Genomic DNA, 22177 nt, shown 5'->3' with positions numbered 1-22177 from the left:
CCCGAGCGAGAGTCGGACGAGTTTCAGCATCGGCGAGGTCTCCGCCGGCGCGGGGCGCCGGCCTGTCAGCGAGGTCCCGAAGCGTGGCGCGATCCCGCATCGGCTCGCGCAGTGTGCGTGGCGCCGCTTAACGTCGGGCGCGGGCCAGGATAGAGGATGTTTCAGGAAGGGCGGAACGATCCCGCGACCGGCGCAGGAGCGCCGCCCGGGCGCCAATTGTTACAAGACGTTAGCGGGCGCGTCCCGTGGCGATGCCGCGCATCAGTTCTTACAAACTTGAAATATGCGGCGACGGCGCTTGTCGCTATAGTCGAATCACACATGAAACAACTCGAAGAGGAATCCATGAAGACTTTGCGTGTTGCCTCGCTCTTGACCGGTATGACGGCCTTGCTCGTGTCGGGCGCAGCAATGGCGGGAGTCAATGTCGGGATCAACGTCGGCGTGCCGGCTCCGGTCTACGTCGCGCCCGCGCCCGTGTATGCGCCGCCGCCGCCGCCGGTCGTCTACCAGCCGGCGCCCGTGTATGCACCGGCGCCCGTCTACGCGCCGGCCCCGGCGATCGTGATCGGCTGGCACGGCGATCGTTACTGGGACGGCCGCCGCTACTGGGGCCGCGACGAGTGGTATCGCCATCACGGTCGCGGCTGGGGCGACCGCGATCACGGTCACTGGGACAACGGCCGCCACAACGGCTGGCGTTGACCGACATGCGACGCACGCATGCCGCGTGCGCGCACGAGATGAAGACCGCCCGCCGGGCGGTTTTCTTTTGCCTGCGCGGGCCGTGCCCGGCGGTCGCGATGCGCCGGCGCCACGCACGACGCGCTGCGGGCTGGCTCGACGTCGAATTGAATGGGTAGAATCGACCCACGTTCCATCCCTCAATCGACCGACAGGGCCTCTATGACGAAGGGTTCGCCCCGGGCCGCCATCGCGCGTGCGGTACGGGCCGCCGGCCGCACGGCGGCAGCATGGGCAATACAGGCGGTCCTCGCCGCGACGGCCGCGCATGCGGCCCATGCGATCGCGCAGTACGGCGAGCCGAAATATCCGCCGGGCTTCAAGCATTTCGACTACGTGAACCCGGACGCGCCGAAGGGCGGCACGCTCGTGCTTGCGAACCCGAACCGGCTGACGTCATTTGACAAGTTCAATCCGTTCACCATGCGCGGCAATCCCGCGCCGGGCATCGACATGCTGTTCGAGAGCCTCGCGACCGGCAGCATGGACGAACCGGCTTCCGCGTACGGGCTGCTCGCCGACGACATCGCCGTCGCGCCGGACCGCCGCTCGGTCACGTTTCACCTGAATCCGCGCGCGCGCTTCTCGAACGGCGATCCGGTCACCGCAGAAGATGTCCGGTTCTCGTTCGACACGCTCAAGAGCAAGCTCGCCGCACCGCAGTTCGGCGCATATTTCGCCGAAATCGCGAAGGCCGTGGTGGTCGACTCCGCGACCGTGCGCTTCGAATTCCGCAGCGCGAACCGCGAGCTGCCGCTGATCGCCGGCGGCGTGCCGGTGTTTTCGCGCAAGTGGGGGCTGCGCGCGGACGGTTCGCGCATTCCCTTCGACCAGCTCGCGTTCGAGCAGCCGATCGGCAGCGGCCCGTACCTGATCGAGCACTACGACAACGGCCGCACCATCACGTATCGGCGCAATCCTGCGTACTGGGGCGCCGATCTGCCGGTGCGCATCGGCACCGACAACTTCGAGCGGATCGTCTACAAGCTGTACGGCGACGGCGTCGCGCGGCTCGAGGCGTTCAAGGCCGGCGAGTACGACGTGCTGGTTGAATACATCGCGCGCAACTGGACGCGGCGCGACGTCGGCAAGCGGTTCGACAGCGGCGAGCTCGTCAAGCGCGAATTCCGCCAACACAATGGCGCGGGCATGCAGGGTTTCTTCATGAACCTGCGCCGCCCGCAGTTTCGCGACGTGCGCGTGCGCCAGGCGCTCGATCTCGCGTTCGACTTCGAATGGCTGAACCGCCAGTTGTTCTATAGCGCGTACACGCGTCTCGACAGCTATTTCGCCGATACCGACCTGCAGGCAACCGGCACACCGGGCCCGGGCGAGCTGAAATTGCTGGAGCCGTTGCGCGCGCAGCTCGACCCGGCCGTGTTCGGGCCGATGGTCACGCAGCCGAACACGAACCCGCCGGGCTCGCTGCGCGCGAACCTGCTGAAGGCGCGCGCGCTGCTCGCGCAGGCCGGCTGGACCTATCGCGACGGCGCGTTGCGCAATGCACAGGGCGAGCCGTTCACGTTCGAGATTCTCGACGATTCGGGCGCGGCGATGGAAGGCGTCGTGACCGCCTACCTGCGCAATCTCGCGAAGCTCGGCATCGACGCGCGTTATCGCACGGCCGATTTCGCGCTGCTGCAGAAGCGGCTCGACGCGTTCGACTACGACATGACGACGGTACGCCTGCCGGGCGTGCAGGTGCCGGGCGCCGAGCAGTTCTCGCGCTACGCCAGCAAGTTCGCCGACGAGCCCGGTTCCGACAACATCATCGGCCTGAAGTCGCCGGCCGTCGACACGCTGCTGCATGCACTCGGCACCGCGCAGACGCGCGAGGACCTGCTCGACGCGACGCACGCGCTCGATCGCGTGCTGATGCACGGCTACTACGCGGTTCCGCAGTGGTACAGCACGACGCACCGGATCGCGTACAAGCGCACGCTCGGCTATCCGCAGACGCTGCCGCTGTACTATTCGGCCGAGGGCTGGGTCGTGTCGACCTGGTGGGCCAAGCCCGATCACTGAAGCCTGCCGGCCCTTCGTTCAATCCAGCCTATCGATCGCGAGTCTACGCCCTATGTGGAGCTACATCCTCAAACGCGTGCTGCTGATGATCCCGACGCTCGTCGGCGTGCTCACGCTCACGTTCGCGGTGATCCAGTTCGTGCCCGGCGGCCCGGTCGAGCAGGCCGTGCAGGAACTGCGCAAGGGCGCAACCGAGCAGGGCGCGACGCCGTTCGGGATGCGCGCGCATACGGGCGTCGACGCGCAGCAGCTCGCGCAGCTCAAGGCGCTGTACGGTTTCGACAAGCCGCCGCTCGAGCGTTACTGGCTGATGCTCAAGCGCTTCGCCCGCTTCGATCTCGGTGACAGCTACTTCCGCCATCAGAGCGTGTGGTCGCTGATCGTGCAGAAGTTGCCGGTATCGATCAGCATCGGGTTGTGGACGTTCTTCGTCACCTATCTGATCTCCGTGCCGCTCGGCATCGCGAAGGCCGTGCGCAACGGCTCGCCGTTCGATGTCGCGACGAGCCTCGTCGTGCTGGTCGGCTATGCGATTCCGGGCTTCGTGCTCGGCGTGCTGCTGCTCGTGCTGTTCGGCGGCGGCTCGTTCTGGCAATTGTTCCCGCTGCGCGGGCTCACGTCGGACAACTTCGCGCAGCTGTCGCTCGCCGGCAAGGTGCTCGACTATCTGTGGCACATCGCGCTGCCGATCACGGCGTCGGTCGTCGGCAGCTTCGCGGTCGTCACGATGCTCACGAAGAACGCGTTCCTCGACGAGATCCGCAAGCAGTACGTGCTGACCGCGCGCGCGAAAGGGCTCGCCGAGCGCACGGTGCTGTGGAAGCACGTGTTCCGCAACGCGATGCTGCCGCTGATCGTCGGGTTTCCGGCCGCGTTCATCGGCGCATTCTTCACGGGCAGCCTGCTGATCGAGACGCTGTTCTCGCTCGACGGCCTCGGGCTGCTGTCATACGAGTCGGTCGTGCGGCGCGACTATCCGGTCGTGCTCGGCACGCTGTACCTGTTCACGCTGATCGGGCTCGCGACCAAGCTGATCTCCGACCTCTGCTACGTGTGGGTCGACCCGCGCATTCAATTCGACAATCTGGAGCGCTGACATGAAACCGTCCGCCAGCACGCCGCTTGCCGGCGCGCCCGTCCGCCTGTCCGCGCTCGCCGGGCGAGGTGCGCGATGAACCGGGCCGTCGTGTCGTCCCGCATCGACGCGGCGCGCGCGCGCGTGTCGCCGTCGCCCGCGCGCCGCGTGTGGCAGCGCTTTCGCCAGCAGCGCCTCGGCTACTGGAGCTTCGTGATCTTCGTCGTCGCATTCGCCGCGAGCGTCGCGGCGCCGCTATGGTCGAACGACAAGCCGCTCGTCGTGCGCTACGACAGCCAGACCTATTTCCCGATGTTCCACGCGTATCCGGAGACCACCTTCGGCGGCGACTTCCCGACACCGGCCGACTATCTCGATCCGTACGTGCGCAAGCGGCTCGAGGCGCCGGGCAACTTCGTCGTCTATCCGCCGAACCGCTATTACTACGACACGCTGAACTACTTCTCGAACGTGCCGAACCCGGCGCCGCCGTCGCGTGCGAACTTGCTCGGCACCGACGCACAGGGGCGCGACCTGCTCGCGCGGCTCGTGTACGGGTTCCGCGTATCGGTCGAGTTCGGGCTGATCCTGACCGCGATCGGCACACTGCTCGGGATCGCCGCGGGCGCGGTGCAGGGCTTCTTCGGCGGGCGCATCGACATCGTCGGGCAGCGCCTGATCGAGATCTGGAGTTCGCTGCCGGAGCTGTACCTGCTGATCATCTTTGCGTCGATCTTCGAGCCGAGCTTCCTGCTGCTGATCGTGCTGCTGTCGCTGTTCGGCTGGATCGGCCTGGCCGACTACGTGCGCGCCGAATTCCTGCGCAACCGCACGCAGGACTACGTGCGCGCGGCGCGCGCGATGGGACTCACGAACTGGCAAATCATCTGGCGCCACGTGCTGCCGAACAGCATGACGCCCGTGATCACGTTCCTGCCGTTCCGGATGAGCGGTGCGATCCTCGCGCTCACGAGCCTCGACTTCCTCGGCCTCGGCGTGCCGCCGCCGACACCGAGCCTCGGCGAGCTGCTCGCGCAGGGCAAGGGCAATCTCGATGCGTGGTGGATCTCGCTGTCGACGTTCGGCGTGCTGGTCGCGACGCTGCTGCTGCTGACGTTCATGGGCGACGCGCTGCGCAACGCGCTCGACACGCGGATCGCCGATTCCGTGCGTGCGGCGGGAGGGCAGCGATGAGCACGACTTGCGCATCTCCGCCGCCGGGCGAACCGCTGCTGTCGCTCGAGCACCTGCACGTGCGCTTCGGCGACACGGTGGCCGTCGACGACGTGACGCTCGCGATCGGTCGCGGCGAGCGCGTCGCGCTCGTCGGCGAATCGGGTTCGGGCAAGAGCGTGACCGCGCTGTCGATCCTGCGGCTGCTGCGCGACGCCGACGTGAGCGGCACGATCCGCTTCGCCGGGCAGGACCTCGCCGGCAAGAGCGAGCGCGAGATGCGCGGGCTGCGCGGCTCGGACATCGCGATGATCTTCCAGGAGCCGATGACGGCGCTCAACCCGCTGTACACGATCGGCGCGCAGATCGGCGAGACGATCGTGCTGCACGACGGCGTGACGGCGGGCGAGGCGCGCAAGCGCGCAATCGCGCTGCTTGCGCGCACCGGCATCGCCGAGCCGGAGAGGCGCGTCGACAGCTACCCGCACCAGTTGTCGGGCGGCCAGCGGCAGCGCGCGATGATCGCGATGGCGCTTGCATGCCGGCCGCGTCTCCTGCTCGCCGACGAGCCGACCACCGCGCTCGACGTGACGATCCGCGCGCAGATCGTCGACCTGCTGCTCGAGCTGCAGCGCGAGGAGGCCCAAAAGCGCGGGATGGCGATCCTGCTGATCACGCATGACCTGAATCTCGTGCGGCACTTCGCCGAGCGGGTCGCGGTCATGGAGCGCGGCAAGCTGGTCGAAAGCGGGCCGGTCGAGCGGATCTTCGCGGAGCCGGAGCATCCGTATACGCGGCGGCTGCTGAACAGCCGGCCGCAGCGCACGGTTGCGCCGGTGCTGCCGATCGCGCCCGTCGTGCTCGATGCGCGGCACGTCAGCGTGCAGTTCGCGCGCAAGCGGCCGGGCTTCGCGGGCTGGTTCGGCACGACGCCCGTGACGGCGGTCGCGGACGTGTCCGTGTCGGTGCGGCAGGGCGAGACGCTCGGAATCGTCGGCGAATCCGGCTCGGGGAAGTCGACGCTCGCGATGGCGCTGCTCGGGCTGCAAAGGACGGCGCACGGCGAGATCGAATTCCAGGGGCGGCCGCTGTCGACCTACCGCGGCCGCGAACAGACAGCGCTGCGCTCGAACATGCAGGTCGTCTTTCAGGATCCATTCAGCTCGCTGTCGCCGCGTCACACGATCGAGCGGATCGTCGGCGAGGGGCTCGAGCTGCATCGCCCGGAGCTGACGCCGGACGCGCGCCGCGCGAAGTCGCTGGCCGTGCTGCGCGAAGTCGGCCTCGACCGCACTGTGCTGCATCGCTATCCGCACGAATTCTCGGGCGGACAGCGCCAGCGGATCGCGATTGCACGCGCGCTCGTGCTGGAGCCGCGCATCCTCATCCTCGACGAACCGACTTCCGCGCTCGACGTGTCGATCCAGCAGCAGGTGCTGAAGCTGCTCGCGAATTTGCAACAGAAATACAACCTCGGGTATGTATTCATCAGCCACGATCTGGAGGTGATCGGCGCGATGGCGCATCGGGTGGCGGTGATGCAGGGCGGGGCCATCGTCGAGTCCGGGGAAGTAGCCGATATCTTCACGAACCCGTCACATCCTTACACACAAAAGCTGTTGAAAGCGGTCTGGAAAGCGTGATAGGCGTCCAATGGTATGACTATCTCGATTGTATTTTTTAATTTGTTTTGACAAACGATTACGCGCTGGCTAGTATCGACCGAAATTTTCCGCCAATCAGCTGATTTTTAAGCACATTCCATCGACCAATGCAGCATCGATCCCTGACCCAGGCATGCGCGCGTACCCTCGCCGGGCTGTTCATCGGCGCCCTGTTCGCAGCAGCTCCCGGCGCGTTCGCCGACGAAGTCAGCAGTTTTAACCAGAATGTCACGAATTCGACTCAAATCGGGTCGACTTCTTCCGTCCAGCAGGCCAGCGCGCAGCCGTCGAGCGGCGGCGCGAAGTCGTTCCTCGCCGGCATGGCCGGCAAGGCAGGCGACGTGGTCGTCGGCGCGCTGAACATGATCGGCGTGCGTTATCGCTGGGGCGGCAACTCGCCGGATTCCGGCCTCGACTGCAGCGGCTTCGTGCGCTACGTGTTCCAGGACACGCTCGGCATGTCGCTGCCGCGTCGCGCGGAAGAGATGAGCCGCGTCGGCGAGAAGGTCAGCATGAGCAACCTGAAGCCGGGCGACCTCGTGTTCTTCAACACGATGCGCCGCACGTTCTCGCACGTCGGCATCTACATCGGCGACAACAAGTTCGTGCATTCGCCGTCGACGGGCAGCACGGTTCGCGTGGACGATCTCGACAGCGGCTACTGGGAAAAGCGTTTCACCGGTGCGCGCCGGATCGAATCGACGTTCCCGATGAAGGCGGACGATCTGCGCCAGCGCGTGCGCGCGACGATCGGCGACGACGCGTCGAACGGCAGCAACTGACGCTCGCCGGCAATCGGCCGGATCACGAAAACCCTGTCACCGAAAGGCGGCAGGGTTTTTTGCTTTTGAGCTCCCGGGCGCGGCCGCTTGGCGCGCCGCCATCGCGGGCGGCCCGCTACGCGCGGGGCCGCGATGGGTCCGCTTATGCCGCTGCTGTCCCGCGTGCTGCGGCAAGCTTGCGCTGCAGCTCGGGCATGATGCGCGCGACTGCTTCCTCGCCCGCGAGGATGGCCGCGTTGCGCTGGTTGAAGTCGCTCCCGCCCATCGCGGCGAGATTCGGGCGGATCACGACGTCCGCGTATTTGTCGAGCTCGTAGGTCTTGATCGTCTGACCCATGATCGTGAAAGTCTGCAGCAGCATCTCGATCGGGTTGTTGGTCGCCGCGCCGTCCGGTCGCGACGAGATGTCGACCGCGATCACGAAGTTCGCGCCCATCTTGCGCGCGAACGACGCGGGCACCGGGCTCACGAGGCCGCCGTCGACATATTCGCGGTTGCCGATCTTCACGGGCTCGAACACCGACGGCACGCTGCACGACGCGCGCACGGCAAGCCCCGTATTGCCCTGCTGGAACAGGATCGGCTGGCCGTTCTGCAGGTCGGTGGCGACGACACCGAGCGGCTTCGCCATCTTTTCGATCGGCCGGTTGTTCAGCGTCTTGTTCAGGAAGTTCTGCAGCGCGATGCCTTGCAGCAGCCCGCGCGAGCGGAACGGCAGCGCCCAGTCGCTGATCGCGGCCTGGTCCATGTCGAGCGCGATCTTGTTGATCTGCAGCCCGTTCATTCCCGACGCGTACAGTGCCCCGACCACCGAGCCCGCGCTCGTGCCGGCGACGATCTCGATCGGGATGCCGCGCGCCTCCAGCGCCTTTAGCACGCCGATGTGCGAGAAGCCGCGGGCGGCGCCGCCGCCGAGCGCGATGCCGATCTTCACGGGCTTCTCGCGCGACTGCGCGGAATTCGCGGCGTTGTCGGGGCGGGACTTGTCGCCGAACGACGTGCAGGCGGCGAGGCTGGCGGATGCGCAGGCGATCGTGAAGTGACGGCGCGACAGGCGAGGGGACGACATCGAGTGGTTCTCCGGCGGCTTGGCGGCGGGCCGGGCGGCCCGCGGCGGCGATAGGTTCCGAGCGGCCGTGCGGCACAAACCGGCGGCCGGCGCGGCGCCGGCTGGCGGCCGCGGCGCGCACATCATAAAGCAAGCGGCGCGCTTGGCGCGAAGACCGGCGCGAGTATAATTCCGGCTTCTTTCCCGTTCCGGGCGCGGCCGGCCCCGTTGTTGTCCGGGCTGTCGCCGTCGATCCCGCGTCGAATCATTCATGCGCCCCAGGCGTTCGAGTTACCGTTTATGACCCGTCCTGTCCGTACCCGCTTCGCGCCGAGTCCCACCGGCTTCATCCACCTCGGCAACATCCGCTCCGCGCTCTATCCGTGGGCGTTCGCGCGCAAGATGAAAGGCACGTTCGTGCTGCGTATCGAGGATACCGACGTCGAACGCTCGTCGCAGGAAGCCGTCGATGCGATTCTCGAGGGGATGCAGTGGCTCGGCCTGGATTTCGACGAAGGCCCGATCTACCAGATGCAGCGGATGGACCGCTATCGCGAGGTGCTCGCGCAGATGCTCGAGCAAGGCCTTGCGTACCCGTGCTACATGTCCGCCGAGGAACTCGACGCGCTGCGCGAGCGCCAGCGCGCCGCCGGCCTCAAGCCGCGTTACGACGGCACGTGGCGTCCGGAGCCGGGCAAGGTGCTGCCCGAGCCGCCGGCCGGCGTGAAGCCCGTGCTGCGGTTCCGCAACCCGCTGACCGGCACGGTCGTGTGGGATGACGCGGTGAAGGGGCGTGTCGAAATCTCGAACGAGGAGCTCGACGACCTCGTGATCGCGCGTCCGGACGGCACGCCGATCTACAACTTCTGCGTGGTCGTGGACGACATGGACATGAACATCACGCACGTGATCCGTGGCGACGACCACGTGAACAACACGCCGCGCCAGATCAACATCCTGCGCGCGCTCGGCGGCGAGCCGCCCGTCTATGCGCATCTGCCGACCGTGCTGAACGAGCAGGGCGAGAAGATGAGCAAGCGGCATGGCGCGATGAGCGTGATGGCGTATCGCGATGCCGGCTTCCTGCCGGAGGCCGTCGTCAACTACCTCGCGCGTCTCGGCTGGTCGCACGGCGACGCGGAAATCTTCTCGCGCGAGCAGTTCGTCGAATGGTTCGACCTCGAGCATCTCGGCAAGTCGCCCGCGCAATACGATCACAGCAAGCTGAGCTGGCTGAACGCCCATTACATCAAGGAAGCGGACAACGCGCGCCTCGCCGCGCTGGCGAAACCGTTCCTCGACGCGCTGGGCATCGACGACGCGGCGATCGCGACGGGGCCCGCGCTCGACGCGGTGGTCGGCCTGATGAAGGATCGCGCGACGACGGTCAAGGAGATCGCCGAAGGTGCCGCGATGTTCTACCGCGTGCCGGCGCCGGACGCCGACGCGCTTGCGCAGCATGTGACCGACGCAGTGCGCCCGGCGCTGGCCGATCTCGTCGCCGCGCTGAAAGCGGCCGACTGGACGAAGGAGGCGGTGTCCGCCGCGTTGAAGGCAACGCTCGGCGCGCACAAGCTGAAGATGCCGCAGCTCGCGATGCCGGTGCGCCTGCTGGTGGCGGGCACGACGCATACGCCGTCGATCGATGCAGTGCTCGTGCTGTTCGGTCGCGACGTCGTGGTGTCGCGTATCGAGGGTGCGCTGGCCTGAGGCGAAGGCGAGAGCGAAGCCGCCGCACGTGACGTCACGGCGGCTTCGCAAAAAAATTCGCTCGAATCGCAAAAAGGGTATTTACAAGTTCAAATTCGGTCCATATAATCTCATTTCTGTTCTGCAAGGGGGTATAGCTCAGCTGGGAGAGCGCTTGCATGGCATGCAAGAGGTCAGCGGTTCGATCCCGCTTACCTCCACCATCAGAGCAGAATGGATTGATTTGCGAAGCAGTGGTGGTAGTAATAAATGCTTCACAAAATGATTTAAAGCAGTTAGAATTTCGGCCTTCGCTGTTGACGATGAGTGAATAGCGAAAGTCAGACAGATCTGAGAAGATTATGTCCCCTTCGTCTAGAGGCCTAGGACATCACCCTTTCACGGTGAGTACAGGGGTTCGAATCCCCTAGGGGACGCCAGATTCAGCGGCGTTTCGTAGTTGAAGTGTCGCGAGGCTTGCAGGAACGTAACCGACGTCCTGCAGGTAACGGTGCAGAAAGTTGGAGCGGTAGTTCAGTCGGTTAGAATACCGGCCTGTCACGCCGGGGGTCGCGGGTTCGAGTCCCGTCCGCTCCGCCAGAACGAAGCCCGTTCAAGACGTTTTTGAGCGGGCTTTTGTATTAAGGATGTAAGCAGTACGTTGTCCCCTTCGTCTAGAGGCCTAGGACATCACCCTTTCACGGTGAGTACAGGGGTTCGAATCCCCTAGGGGACGCCAGATTCAGCGGCGTTTCGTAGTCGAAGTGTCGCAACGCTTGCAGGAACGTGAACGAGTCCTGCGGGCGAGAGTGAAGAAAGCTGGAGCGGTAGTTCAGTTGGTTAGAATACCGGCCTGTCACGCCGGGGGTCGCGGGTTCGAGCCCCGTCCGCTCCGCCAGAACGAAGCCCGTTCAAGTGAACGTTTTGAACGGGCTTTTGCTTTAAGGATGTAAGCAGTACGTTGTCCCCTTCGTCTAGAGGCCTAGGACATCACCCTTTCACGGTGAGTACAGGGGTTCGAATCCCCTAGGGGACGCCAGATTTCGGCGTCGTTCGAACAAACGATGCGCCGGCAGGAAGTAACCGACGCCTGCCAGGCAAGAAGCAAGACTGGAGCGGTAGTTCAGTCGGTTAGAATACCGGCCTGTCACGCCGGGGGTCGCGGGTTCGAGTCCCGTCCGCTCCGCCAGAAAATGAAAAAGCCCGCCTTGCGCGGGCTTTTTCGTTTGCATCGTCGATCGCGCCCGCTCGCGGGCGTGTGACTGCGGAGCGGAGGAAGCCGCCTGCGCGGCTTCCGGCGGGACTCGAAGGGCTGCGCGTGCACGCGCAGCCGCGGCCTGCAGTCTGTAGGCGAGTCCCGTCCGCTCCGCCAGAAAATGAAAAAGCCCGCCTTGTGCGGGCTTTTTCGTTTGCATCGTCGATCCGTGCATCGCTACGAGAAATTCGCGATTGCATCCACCCGCGACTGCGCTATCGTGGCGGGATGCGTACTTGACCCCCGCGCGATGCTCGATCCGACCGACCTGCGTTTGCTGTATCAGCTCCGGCCAGCAGAGCCTGGCGATTTTCCGTTTGCCGAGGCGCTCACGCACGGCAACATGGGCGGCTATTACAAGCGCCATGGGCTCGTCTGGCGTAGCGACCTGTTCTATGCGAGCTGGCGCGAATCCGAGAACTTCATTCTGGAAGCCGATGGCGAGCGGATCGGCGTGCTACGCGTGACCGAGGAGGGCGACTCGCTGCACATCCGCGATGTGCAGATCGCCGCCGGCCATCGCGGGCAAGGTGCCGGCACCTACATGCTCGACATGTCGCACCGCTGGGCGCGCGCCCGCGGGCTGCGCGAACTTCAGTTGCGCGTATTCGTCGACAATCCGGCCGCGCGGCTCTATGAGCGCCTGGGATACCGCGTAACCGGGCCGCGGCTCGCTCAGCTCGGATCGATCCGTCACATGGTGCGCGCGGTTTGAACGCGTAACGGCACGAGGCCCGAGGCAACGCGACGACGGTCAGCGTGCGGTGCCGAACGCGTCGTCTTCCGGGATGTCGTCGGCGGCGACGTTGCCTTCCGCGCCGCGATGCTCGTAGCCGCGCAGCATGAACGCGCGCGGGCTCTCGCCGAACGCGCGCCGGAACATCGCCGAAAACGCGCTCTGGCTCTGGTAGCCGAGCTCGCGCGCGATATGCGATAGCGGACGCCCCTGGTTCAACAGCGGAATCGCGCGCGCGAGCAGCGCCTGCTGTCGCCACTGCGAAAAGCTTACGCCGAGGTCCTGCTTGAACAGCCGCGAAATCGTGCGCGTGCTCGCGCCGACCTCACTTGCCCAGTGTTCGAGCGATTCCGCGTGCGCCGGTTGCGCGAGCACCGACTCGCACAGCATGCGAAGCCGTTTTTCGTCGGGCATCGGCACCGCGAGCGGCAGCGGCTCGGCGCGGCGCAGTTCGTCGAGCACGAGCCCGCCCAGCAGCCGTTCGCGCTCGCCGCTCAGGTCGCGCGCATCGAGTGCGACGATCAGTTCACGCAGCAAGCCCGTCACTTCGACGACCCGGCATGCGTCGAGCCCGGCCGGTACGACCGACTCGTCGATATACAACGTGCGCAGATACGCTTCCTCGACGATCACGACTTCGTGCGTGACGTGCGGCGGTACCCAGATCGCCCGTGAAGGCGGCACCATCCAGGTCGTCCCGGTCGTCGCAACGCGCAGCACGCCGCGCGACGCATACGCAAGTTGCGCCCACGCGTGCGTATGCAGCGGGATCCGGCGGCCGGCATCGACCTGCCGCGCCCGGACGCGCATCGGATGGACGCGGGTCGGCGCGAACTCGGGCGGGATGTCGATGACATCGTACGGATTCGATGCGTCGGCTTGGGCTGGCAGATTCATGGACGATTCGGTCGGCGCGGCGGCGATGCCGTTATTCTAGAAGGCGCCGCGCTGGCGCATGCGGCGGTTTTTCGGCCGATGATGCACCGCTCAAATGAACTTTGTGTGGGGCCGCACGCATTCCGGCGGACGCAAGCCGCGTTCGGGCGAGCACGCCGCGTCGTGCCGAACAGAACCATCCGGCCGCCGGCGCGGTCTATCAATGCGGGCGCGTCCTCGCGCGAGCGGCGCGCCGGCGACGCCGGCCTTGGCGGCGCGACCGCGACGGCCCGGCACGGCAATACCTGAATAGAAGAGGAGAACCACGATGCGCTACGTATTCGTCTACGGCACGTTGAGAGCGGGAGAAGCCAACGACATCGGCCATGCGGCCGCGCGGCACGGTGTCGCCGCGCCGACGCTGCTCGGTGCGGCCGCGCTGCCGGGCGAACTGTACGATTTCGGCACGTATCCGGGCATGGTCGCCGCGCCGGCCGGCCAGTCGCTCGTATGGGGCGACGTCTACGAGATCGACGAGCAACTGGTGCCCGTGCTCGACGAGATCGAGCGCATCTACCCGGGCGTCGACACACTGTTCCGGCAGGAGCCGGTGACCGTCGAGCTTGGCGGTCGTACGTATGCGTGCGTCTTCTATCCGGTCGCCGCGGATGCGGTAGCCGGCCGTCCGCGCATTGCGTCGGGCGACTGGGTTCAGCACCGCCGAGAACGGGAAGCCGCCTGAGCGTCCGCGCGGCGAACGGCTCCACGGCAAAACGAAAAAGCGCCCCGCGGGGCGCTTTTTTCATGCCGCCGTGTCGGGCGACCGGCGGCGTGCGGAGTGGGCGATCCCGTCCGCGTCGTCAGATTTCCTCGTACAGCGGCAGCGTCAGGAATTCGGTGAAGCCTTCCGACGTCGACATCTGTTCGAAGATCGCCGCGGCGCGCTCGTACGGCTGCGTGTTGCCACCGACCGAGCGCTTCACGTTCTCGAGTTCGGCCTTCGCGAACTCGCGCACGAGCTCGGCGGTGACCTTGCGGCCGTCGTCGAGCACGCCCTTCGGCGAGCGGATCCACTGCCACACCTGCGAGCGGGAAATCTCGGCGGTGGCCGCGTCTTCCATCAGGTTGTGAATCGGCACGCAGCCGTTGCCGTCGAGCCAGGCGCCGAGATAATGGATGCCCACGTTGATGTTGTTGCGCAGGCCGGCTTCGGTGATCGGCGCTTCAGGCTGGAAGTCGAGCAGGTTCCGGCCTTCGATCTGGACGTCGTCGCGCTGCTTCGCGATCTGGTTCGGCTTGTCGCCGAGCACCTTGACGAATTCTTCCATCGCGATCGGCACGAGGCCCGGGTGCGCAACCCAGCCGCCGTCGTATCCGTCGGTCGCGTCGCGCTGCTTGTCCGAACGCACGCCGCCCATCGCCTTTTCGTTCGCTTCCGGATCGTTCTTGATCGGGATCAGCGCGCTCATTCCGCCGATCGCCGGCGCGTTGCGCTTGTGGCAGGTCTTCAGCAGCAGCAATGCATACGCCCGCATGAACGGCACCGTCATCGTGATCTTCGAGCGGTCGGCCAGGCAGAAGTCGCGGTCGTTCTTGAACTTCTTGATCGCCGAGAAGATGTAGTCCCAGCGGCCGGCGTTCAGGCCCGAGCTGTGTTCGCGCAGTTCGTACAGGATCTCGTCCATCTCGAACGCCGCGAGGATCGTCTCGATCAGCACCGTCGCGCGGATCGTGCCGCGCGGCACGCCGACCGCCTCCTGTGCGGCGACGAAGATGTCGTTCCACAGGCGCGCCTCGAGATGGCTTTCCATCTTCGGCAGGTAGAAGTACGGGCCCGAGCCGCGTGCGATCAGTTCCTTCGCGTTATGGAACAGGAACAACGCGAAATCGAAGATGCCGCCGGACACGCGCTGGCCATCGACCGTCACGTGCTTCTCGTCGAGGTGCCAGCCGCGCGGACGCACGATCAGCGTCGCGACCTTGTCGTTCAGCCGGTACGACTTGCCGTTCTGCTCGAGCGAGATGGTGCGGCGTACGGCGTCCTTCAGGTTGATCTGACCGTCGATCTGGTTCGTCCAGCTCGGTGCGTTCGAATCCTCGAAGTCCGTCATGTACGAATCGGCGCCCGAGTTCAGCGCGTTGATGATCATCTTGCGCTCGACGGGGCCGGTGATCTCGACACGGCGGCATTGCAGGTCGGCCGGCAGCGGCGCGACCTTCCAGTCGCCTTCGCGGATCGCCTTCGTTTCGGCGAGGAAATCGGGGCGCTCGCCGGCGTCGAGGCGCTTGGTGCGCTCGACGCGGGCCTGCAGCAGTGCCTGGCGGCGCGGCTCGAATGCGCGGTGCAGCGCCGCGACGAGTGCGAGCGCTTCAGGCGTCAGGATCGCTTCGTAACCCGGCTTGATTGCGCCGGTGATCGCCATGCCTTGCGGCAGCGTGATCGGGGTGCTCATGAGTCTCATCTCCTTGGTCGGTCAGTTGCGGTTTCGGTGAAGGGGGAAGGCGGCAGCGCCGCGAACGTCATGCGCCCGGGCCGGGGCGCGCGCGGTTCGCGGGTCTGCCGGACGGAGCCGGGGTGGCGAGGAATGCGAGCAGGTCGGCCATGCCGCTGCCGGTGCCGTCGGGCGGCACGCCGAGTTCCTCGGCGGGCGCGCCCGTGCGGTTGAGCCAGAATGTCGTGTAGCCGAACCAGGCGGCGCCCGCGACGTCCCAGGCGTTCGACGACACGAACACGATGTCGCGCGGGTTCGCGCCGAACGCGGCGGTGCCGAGCGCGTATGCGGCCGGGCTCGGCTTGTACGCACGCACCGCGTCGGCCGACAGCACGCGATCGAACAGGCCGGTCATGCCGGCGCTCTTGATCGCGATGTCGAGCATCTCGGGGTTGCCGTTCGACAGGATCGCGAGCGGCGGGCGCGGCTCGAGCGCGCGCAGCTTGCGCAGCGCGGGCACCGTGTCGGGGTAGGTGGACAGGCACGCGTACTCGTCCATCAGCCGCTTCTCGGCCGCGCTGTTCAGCGCGAGGCCGAGCACGCGCGCGGCGAAGCGCAGCGCGTCGAGCGTGATGTCGCGGAACGGGCGATAGCGGGCGCCGGACGGATCGGCGAGCGTGCGCAACTGCGAGTATTCGATTTGCTTGCGTCGCCAGAGCTGCGACAACCGGTCCCCGTGGCCCGGAAACATCTGCTCGGCCGCGGCCACGACCGCATGCACGTCGAACAACGTGCCGAATGCGTCGAAGAGAATTGCGTCGGGAGAGGAGAGTGTCGTTGTGGCCGACATAGCCTTGCGCTCCGGTTTCAGAGGTCGAGTCGATTCTATTCGTGATAACAGATGCTAAAAAAGAGGCTAATCATCACTTGATCTTTTACTTTCATATACATAATCTTGAGCGCTCAAGCGAATTGAAGGGCGGGAACTGCCGCCCTGGCGAGTCATGGACCGGTTCAAACAGATCGAAACGTTCGCCGCGGTCGCGGCGAAGGGCAGCCTGTCGGCGGCCGCACATGCCGAAGGCGTCGCGCCCGCGATCATCGGCCGCCGCCTCGACGCGCTCGAGGAGCGGCTCGGCGTCAAGCTGCTGGTGCGCACGACGCGCAAGCTCACGTTGACGTTCGAGGGTTCGGCTTTCCTCGAGGATTGCCAGCGGATCATCAACGACATGCAGAACGCCGAGGCGAGCGTGTCCGCCGGCGGCGTGAAGGCCAGCGGTCATCTGCGCATTTCCGCGCCGGCCGGTTTCGGCCGGCGCCACGTCGCGCCGCTCGTGCCCGAATTCAGCGGCGCGCACCCGGACGTGTCGGTCACGCTCGACCTGTCCGACCGCATGGTCGATCTCGTCAACGAAGGATTCGATTGCGCGGTGCGGCTCGGCGAGTTGCCGGATTCGTCGCTGGTGTCGCTCAAGCTCGGCGAGAACCGGCGCGTGTGCGTGGCGTCGCCCGCGTATCTCGCGCGGCGCGGCACGCCGGCCACACTCGCCGAGCTCGCGCGCCACAACTGCCTCGCACTCGCCGCGAACGCGAACCAGCAGCGCGGCTGGTCGTTTCAGGAGGATGGCAAGGTCGTGTCGATCCGCGTGAGCGGCACGATGGAATGCTCGGACGGCGCGGTGCTGCACGAGTGGTGTCTCGCCGGTTACGGCCTGGCATGGCGGTCGTGGTGGGAGGTCGGCGACGACATCGCGGCCGGGCGTCTCGTCAGCGTGCTCGATGCGTTCGCGGCACCGCCGATCGGCATCCATGCGGTGTTTCCGCAGCGCCGCCATCTGCCGCTGCGCGTGCGCCTGTTTCTCGACTACCTGAAACATACGTACGAGCGGCCCGGGTATTGGGGCGAGTAGGGCGCGCGCGTCCGCGCGTTTCCGATATGAGGGCGAACCCGCTGCCGGTGCCGACCGCCCGGTTTCGCGCACTACAATCGAAACTGGCATGCGCGATGCGCCGGGGCCGGCCCGCATGGGCTCGCGGCGCGCGCGATGCGACTGACGCAGGAGGGCGCGATGTTCCGGCACATCCTCGTTCCAACCGACGGTTCCGAGCTGTCGCAGAAGGCGATCGACGGCGCGATCGACCTGGCGCGCGCGGTCGGCGCGCAGGTCACGGCCTATGCGTGCCTGCCGCAGTATCCATACTCGCCGTTTTCCGAAGTGATCATCGAGCCGCCCGCCGATTTCCGGGCGCGCAGCGAGCGCGAGGCGCGCGCGCACCTGGACGACGTGCAGGCGGCCGCGAAGGCGGCCGGCGTCGCCTGCGACACCTGGACCAGCGTGCATCCGTCGCCGTATCTCGGCATCATCGAGGCGGCCGAACGCGGCGGCTGCGACGTGATCTTCATGGCGTCGCACGGGCGCCGCGGGCTCGGCAGCCTGCTGATCGGCAGCGAAACGCAGCGCGTGCTGACCCATACGAAAATTCCGGTGATCGTCTATCGGTAGTCGCGGCGCCGTGTATGGCCGCGCGGGCGGCGACATGGCAGCGCCGCTGAAAAAAGGCGCGCCGGACGAAGCCGGCGCGCATCGTTGCTGGCGGCCGCAGGCCGCGCGGCGGGTCGCACGGGTCACCGCGCGCCTGCCGTCTCCTCCCTGATTGTCGTTCGGTGCCGCCGATGCCGCGCCATCGTGTGACGAGCGGGCATCGGCGTGACGCTTTTTCGCGTTACGCGACCTTCTTGCCGTCGAAGAACTGTTCGTCTTCGGTCGAGCCGTGCAGCGCGGTCGTCGACGCTTCGCGCTCGACCGTCTGCGTGACCGCATCGAAGTAGCCGGTGCCGACTTCGCGCTGATGCTTGACGGCCGTGAAGCCCTTGTCCGCCGCCGCGAACTCGGCCTGCTGCAGTTCGACGAACGCGCTCATCTGCGTGCGCGCATAGCCGTGCGCGAGATTGAACATCGAGTAGTTCAGCGCATGGAAGCCGGCCAGCGTGATGAACTGGAACTTGTAGCCCATCGCGCCGAGTTCCTTCTGGAACTTCGCGATCGTCGCGTCGTCGAGATTCTTCTTCCAGTTGAACGACGGCGAGCAGTTGTACGACAGCATCTTGCCCGGGAACTGCTTGTGGATCGCTTCCGCGAATTTCTTCGCGTACTCGAGATCCGGCTTGCCCGTTTCGCACCAGACGAGATCGGCGTACGGTGCATACGCGAGGCCGCGCGAGATCGCCTGTTCGATGCCCGGCTTCGTGCGGAAGAAGCCTTCGACCGTGCGCTCGCCCGTCAGGAACGGTTGGTCGTTGTCGTCGATGTCGGACGTGATCAGATCGGCGGCTTCGGCGTCGGTGCGCGCGACCAGCACGGTCGGCGTGCCCATCACGTCGGCGGCGAGACGCGCGGCCGTGAGCTTCGCGACCGCTTCGCGTGTCGGCACGAGCACCTTGCCACCCATGTGGCCGCACTTTTTCACCGACGCGAGTTGGTCCTCGAAGTGGACGCCCGATGCGCCAGCCTCGATCATCGCCTTCATCAGTTCGAATGCGTTCAGCACGCCGCCGAAGCCAGCTTCCGCATCCGCGACGATCGGCGCGAAGAAATCGACGTAGCCTTCGTCGCCCGGGTTCTTGCCTTCCGACCACTGGATCTGGTCGGCACGCGTCAGCGTGTTGTTGATGCGCTTGACGACGAGCGGCACCGAATTCGCCGGGTACAGCGACTGGTCCGGGTACATTTCGCCCGCGACGTTCGCGTCGCCGGCCACCTGCCAGCCGGACAGGTAGATCGCCTTCAGGCCGGCCTTCACCTGCTGCATTGCCTGGTTGCCCGTCAGTGCGCCGAGTGCGTTGACGAACGGCTCTTCATTGATGAGGTTCCACAATTTTTCCGCGCCGCGCTTGGCCAGCGTGTGCTCGACGACGATCGAGCCGCGCAGGCGAACGACGTCCTCGGCCGTGTAGCTGCGCTTGATGCCCTTCCAGCGCGGATCGGTCTCCCATTGCTTTTGCAGTTCCTGTGCCTGTTGCTGTCGCGACATGATGAGCTCCTTGATGCGGTGTGTTGCCGAATCGGTCGAATCGAACGGTGCGGATGCCGTTGTCGAAACGGGGCGAGGCGCGTGCCGTTTCGCGAAGTCTTGTATAAGAGTCTAGGCAAACCGGCCGGAGCGAAACAGAGCTTGTTGCAGCGAATTCGAAACTTTTTAATCGTTATTAATCAATAGCTTGCTGTTTTTGTTTCGCAATAAGAAACGGCTTTTCCCATCTCGCAATTGCCAGGTTGTGCCGCGCAGCATGATTTTTTACGACGCAAAAAAATTTTCCACATCGTGAAATTTGGTACGGGACGAAAAAAAACCGGCGCGGATGCGCCGGTCTGCCGGATGAGCGGGGCGGCGCAGGGCCGCCCGGGCGTGCTTACGACGCCGAATTGCTGCGACGCGGGCCGCTGCTGCGCTGGCCATCGCGACGCGGGCCGCCGTCACGGCTGCCGCCCGGCTTGCCGCTCCAGCCGCCGCCATTGCCGCCGCCGTAGCTGCGGCCGTTGCCGCCATGACCGCCGCCCGGCTTGCCGCCGAAACGACGACCGCCGTTACCGCCGCCCGGACGGCCGCGGCCGCCCATGCCGCGATCGTTGCGCGGCGGAGCCTTGCGCGGCTCGAAGCCTTCGATCACGTTGACCGGCAGCGGCGAGCGCACGAAGCGCTCGATGCGCTTGAGCGCGCCCTGTTCGGCGTGATGCACGAGGCTCACGGCGGTGCCCGAGCGACCGGCACGGCCCGTACGGCCGATGCGGTGAACGTAGTCTTCCGCGAACTTCGGCAGGTCGTAGTTGAACACGTGCGTGATGCCCGGGATGTCGATGCCGCGCGCCGCGACGTCGGTCGCGACCAGCACGCGCACGCGGCGCTCGCGCAGCGCACGGATCGTGCGGTTACGCGCGCCCTGCGGCAGGTCGCCATGCAGCGCGGCCGACTGGAAGCCGGCGTCGGCAAGGCGGCCGGCGAGCTGGTCGGCGTCGATCTTGGTCGCCGTGAAGATGATCGCCTGGTCGAGCGCGTCGTCGCGCAGCAGGTGATCGAGCAGGCGATCCTTGTGATCGCGGTCGTCGACGTAGTGCACGGTCTGCGCGATGTTCGCGCGCGACTCGATCTTCGCCGTGATCTCGATGCGCTCCGGATCCTTCAGCAGGCGGCTCGTCAGCGAACCGATCTTGCCGTCGAGCGTGGCCGAGAACAGCATCGTCTGACGCGACTCGGGCGTCGCGGCGACGATCGTTTCGATGTCGTCGATGAAGCCCATGTCGAGCATGCGGTCGGCTTCGTCGAGCACGAGCATCTTCAGTTCGGACAGGTCGATGCGGCCGCGCTCGAGGTGGTCGAGCAGGCGACCCGGCGTGGCGACCAGGATCTCGGGGTTCTTCGCGAGCAGCATCAATTGCTGGCCGTAGGCGACGCCGCCGAGGATGCTGACGGTGCGCAGTCGCTTGAGATGCTTGCCGTAGGTCGACGCGGCCGTGGTGACCTGCATCGCGAGTTCGCGGGTCGGCGTCAACACGAGCAGGCCCGGACGGGCGACGGGTTGCGGGCGGCGCGCACGGCGGTCGCCCTGGTTCGGTTCGCGCGGCGCGCGCGGTTGCTGCGCCTGCGCCTTCTGAAGCTGCGCGAAACGTTCGATCGCGGGCAGCATGAATGCGGCCGTCTTGCCCGAACCGGTCGGGCTCGAAACCAGCAGGTCCCGGCCGGCGATGCCGGCCGGAATCGCGCGCTGCTGGACCGGCGTCGGCTTGGCGTAGCCGGCGGCCTGCAGCGCGGAGACGATCTCCGGCGACAGCCCGAGCGACGCGAAAGTCGGCTCGTCCGACGCCGGTTCGACCGCGGCCGGTGCGGCGGCGTCGAGACCGAGCGCCTGGTCGGCGATCGCGTTGAGCGGGCTGGTGTTGATGCTCGAAGTCATAACAATCCTTGAAACACAGTGGGTGAAACGTCGGCGCCAATCGCGCATACCCAAGTCGTCGGATTCAGCGAGCAAATCGGGAAACGGGTGCAATCCGCCGACCATTCGGCGGATGAGGCATTAGAAGCTGTTTTGGGTGCGGCGCGCTTCTGGAGCGGGGCCGCCAGCCTGATAAGTGACGACCGCGAGGGTCGAAGCAGGAGGGGACAGGTTCTAAACCGGATTGGAGCTTAACGCTACGAGGCGTCGTGCCGGAACGGCTTGCGAGCCGAGCGCGGGGATGACGCAGGCAGCATTATAAAGAGTTTTGCTGCGCTGCGCCACTGATTTGATTGTCTATTGCGGTGGCCGGCGGCAGGTCAGGACGCCGTGCCGTTCTTCAGCGATTCGACGAGCTCGATGTATTGCTGCTTCGCCGCGTCCTGCGACGTGCCTTTCAGCGCTTCCCACGCGTCGTACTTGTATTTGCCGACGATGTCGGTGAAGCCCGGCTTGTCGCCGTGCACGTCGCCGTCGGTCGCCTGCTTGAAGAGCGCGTACAGGCGCAGCAGCGTCAGGTTGCCCGGTCGCTCGGTCAGTTGCTTGACGTCGGCCTGGGCCTGGTCGAATTGGGCGGTGAGTTCGCTCATCGTGTGTCTCCGTAAGGGTTTCCAGTCGGGCGATCTTAACAAGCGCCGCGCCGCGCGGGGTCGAGCGATCCTTCCAAACCGCCGGCCGCGCGGCGCGCG

At 66.2% G+C, this 22177-nt stretch carries 18 protein-coding genes and 7 tRNA genes; 18 read left to right on the top strand and 7 right to left on the bottom strand.

The window, feature by feature from the left end; genetic code table 11:
• The first annotated feature begins 345 nt into the window (after positions 1-345).
• The 6 genes from WS51_RS20705 to WS51_RS20680 all read left to right on the top strand — a co-directional run bounded on the left by WS51_RS20705 (position 346) and on the right by WS51_RS20680 (position 7463).
• The gene (locus WS51_RS20705) at positions 346-705 is read left to right on the top strand and encodes a hypothetical protein (RefSeq protein ID WP_059450472.1); all 360 of its coding nucleotides are present in this window, start codon (positions 346-348) and stop codon (positions 703-705) included.
• A 201-nt stretch (positions 706-906) separates the two neighbouring features.
• Positions 907-2769, top strand: a complete 1863-nt coding sequence (locus WS51_RS20700; RefSeq protein WP_059503327.1) for an extracellular solute-binding protein — start codon at positions 907-909, stop codon at positions 2767-2769.
• A 52-nt stretch (positions 2770-2821) separates the two neighbouring features.
• Positions 2822-3865 carry a microcin C ABC transporter permease YejB gene (locus WS51_RS20695; protein WP_059503325.1) on the top strand — a complete coding sequence of 348 codons (1044 nt, stop codon included), beginning with the start codon at positions 2822-2824 and terminating at the stop codon, positions 3863-3865.
• A gap of 75 nt (positions 3866-3940) precedes the next feature.
• Positions 3941-5038 (top strand): ABC transporter permease, encoded by a 1098-nt coding sequence (locus tag WS51_RS20690; RefSeq protein WP_069229715.1) that lies wholly within the window; start codon positions 3941-3943, stop codon positions 5036-5038.
• Positions 5035-6660 carry an ABC transporter ATP-binding protein gene (locus tag WS51_RS20685; protein WP_059846082.1) on the top strand — a complete coding sequence of 542 codons (1626 nt, stop codon included), beginning with the start codon at positions 5035-5037 and terminating at the stop codon, positions 6658-6660. Before WS51_RS20690 ends, WS51_RS20685 begins: the two co-directional genes overlap by 4 nt.
• A 128-nt stretch (positions 6661-6788) precedes the next feature.
• Positions 6789-7463, top strand: coding sequence for a C40 family peptidase (locus tag WS51_RS20680; protein WP_059450400.1), 675 nt, complete (start codon positions 6789-6791; stop codon positions 7461-7463).
• A 142-nt stretch (positions 7464-7605) separates the two neighbouring features.
• Here WS51_RS20680 and WS51_RS20675 read toward each other — a convergent pair whose 3' ends face one another.
• A complete protein-coding gene (locus tag WS51_RS20675) occupies positions 7606-8532 on the bottom strand; it encodes a patatin-like phospholipase family protein (protein ID WP_059450399.1) in 927 nt (308 codons plus the stop codon).
• A 279-nt stretch (positions 8533-8811) separates the two neighbouring features.
• Here WS51_RS20675 and gltX point away from each other — a divergent pair, with 279 nt between their 5' ends.
• From gltX to WS51_RS20630, 9 genes are all read left to right on the top strand, one after another.
• A complete protein-coding gene (gltX, locus tag WS51_RS20670; protein ID WP_059450398.1) occupies positions 8812-10221 on the top strand; it encodes a glutamate--tRNA ligase in 1410 nt (469 codons plus the stop codon).
• A 127-nt stretch (positions 10222-10348) separates the two neighbouring features.
• Positions 10349-10424, top strand: a tRNA-Ala gene (locus WS51_RS20665).
• A gap of 140 nt (positions 10425-10564) precedes the next feature.
• Positions 10565-10640, top strand: a tRNA-Glu gene (locus tag WS51_RS20660).
• An 83-nt stretch (positions 10641-10723) separates the two neighbouring features.
• A tRNA-Asp gene (locus WS51_RS20655) sits at positions 10724-10800 on the top strand.
• A gap of 63 nt (positions 10801-10863) precedes the next feature.
• Positions 10864-10939, top strand: a tRNA-Glu gene (locus WS51_RS20650).
• Between the two features lie 82 nt (positions 10940-11021).
• Positions 11022-11098, top strand: a tRNA-Asp gene (locus WS51_RS20645).
• 65 nt (positions 11099-11163) lie between these two features.
• Positions 11164-11239 (top strand) — tRNA-Glu (locus tag WS51_RS20640).
• A 73-nt stretch (positions 11240-11312) separates the two neighbouring features.
• Positions 11313-11389 (top strand) — tRNA-Asp (locus WS51_RS20635).
• A 316-nt stretch (positions 11390-11705) separates the two neighbouring features.
• On the top strand, positions 11706-12170 hold the full coding sequence (locus WS51_RS20630; RefSeq protein WP_059503318.1) for a GNAT family N-acetyltransferase: 465 nt from the start codon (positions 11706-11708) through the stop codon (positions 12168-12170).
• A 39-nt stretch (positions 12171-12209) separates the two neighbouring features.
• Here WS51_RS20630 and WS51_RS20625 read toward each other — a convergent pair whose 3' ends face one another.
• Positions 12210-13088, bottom strand: a complete 879-nt coding sequence (locus WS51_RS20625; protein ID WP_069229714.1) for an AraC family transcriptional regulator — start codon at positions 13086-13088, stop codon at positions 12210-12212.
• A gap of 307 nt (positions 13089-13395) precedes the next feature.
• Between WS51_RS20625 and WS51_RS20620 the strand changes: the two genes are divergently transcribed.
• Entirely contained in the window at positions 13396-13809 is a 414-nt protein-coding gene (locus WS51_RS20620; protein WP_069229713.1) for a gamma-glutamylcyclotransferase family protein, read from the top strand.
• 118 nt (positions 13810-13927) lie between these two features.
• Here the strand turns inward: WS51_RS20620 and aceB are convergent, their stop codons facing one another.
• Together aceB and WS51_RS20610 are read right to left on the bottom strand one after the other, a co-directional pair.
• Positions 13928-15520, bottom strand: coding sequence for a malate synthase A (aceB, locus tag WS51_RS20615; RefSeq protein WP_069230023.1), 1593 nt, complete (start codon positions 15518-15520; stop codon positions 13928-13930).
• Between the two features lie 67 nt (positions 15521-15587).
• Positions 15588-16349 carry a haloacid dehalogenase type II gene (locus tag WS51_RS20610; RefSeq protein ID WP_059448366.1) on the bottom strand — a complete coding sequence of 254 codons (762 nt, stop codon included), beginning with the start codon at positions 16347-16349 and terminating at the stop codon, positions 15588-15590.
• A gap of 154 nt (positions 16350-16503) precedes the next feature.
• Between WS51_RS20610 and WS51_RS20605 the strand changes: the two genes are divergently transcribed.
• On the top strand, positions 16504-17409 hold the full coding sequence (locus WS51_RS20605) for a LysR family transcriptional regulator (protein ID WP_059503313.1): 906 nt from the start codon (positions 16504-16506) through the stop codon (positions 17407-17409).
• Between the two features lie 159 nt (positions 17410-17568).
• Positions 17569-18003 (top strand): universal stress protein, encoded by a 435-nt coding sequence (locus WS51_RS20600; RefSeq protein WP_059464423.1) that lies wholly within the window; start codon positions 17569-17571, stop codon positions 18001-18003.
• A gap of 220 nt (positions 18004-18223) precedes the next feature.
• On the opposite strand, the gene aceA is transcribed toward WS51_RS20600, so the two are convergent.
• The 3 genes from aceA to WS51_RS20585 form a co-directional block, all read right to left on the bottom strand.
• Positions 18224-19531 carry an isocitrate lyase gene (gene aceA, locus WS51_RS20595; protein WP_059503311.1) on the bottom strand — a complete coding sequence of 436 codons (1308 nt, stop codon included), beginning with the start codon at positions 19529-19531 and terminating at the stop codon, positions 18224-18226.
• 379 nt (positions 19532-19910) lie between these two features.
• Entirely contained in the window at positions 19911-21449 is a 1539-nt protein-coding gene (locus WS51_RS20590; RefSeq protein ID WP_059503309.1) for a DEAD/DEAH box helicase, read from the bottom strand.
• Positions 21450-21808: 359 nt separating this feature from the next.
• Positions 21809-22078: an acyl-CoA-binding protein gene (locus WS51_RS20585; protein ID WP_059503307.1), complete on the bottom strand. Its 270-nt coding sequence runs from the start codon at positions 22076-22078 to the stop codon at positions 21809-21811.
• Positions 22079-22177: the final 99 nt, after the last annotated feature.

The organism is Burkholderia territorii (assembly GCF_001718335.1).
Classification (GTDB): domain Bacteria; phylum Pseudomonadota; class Gammaproteobacteria; order Burkholderiales; family Burkholderiaceae; genus Burkholderia; species Burkholderia territorii.
This window is presented reverse-complemented; position numbering and strand designations above follow the sequence as displayed.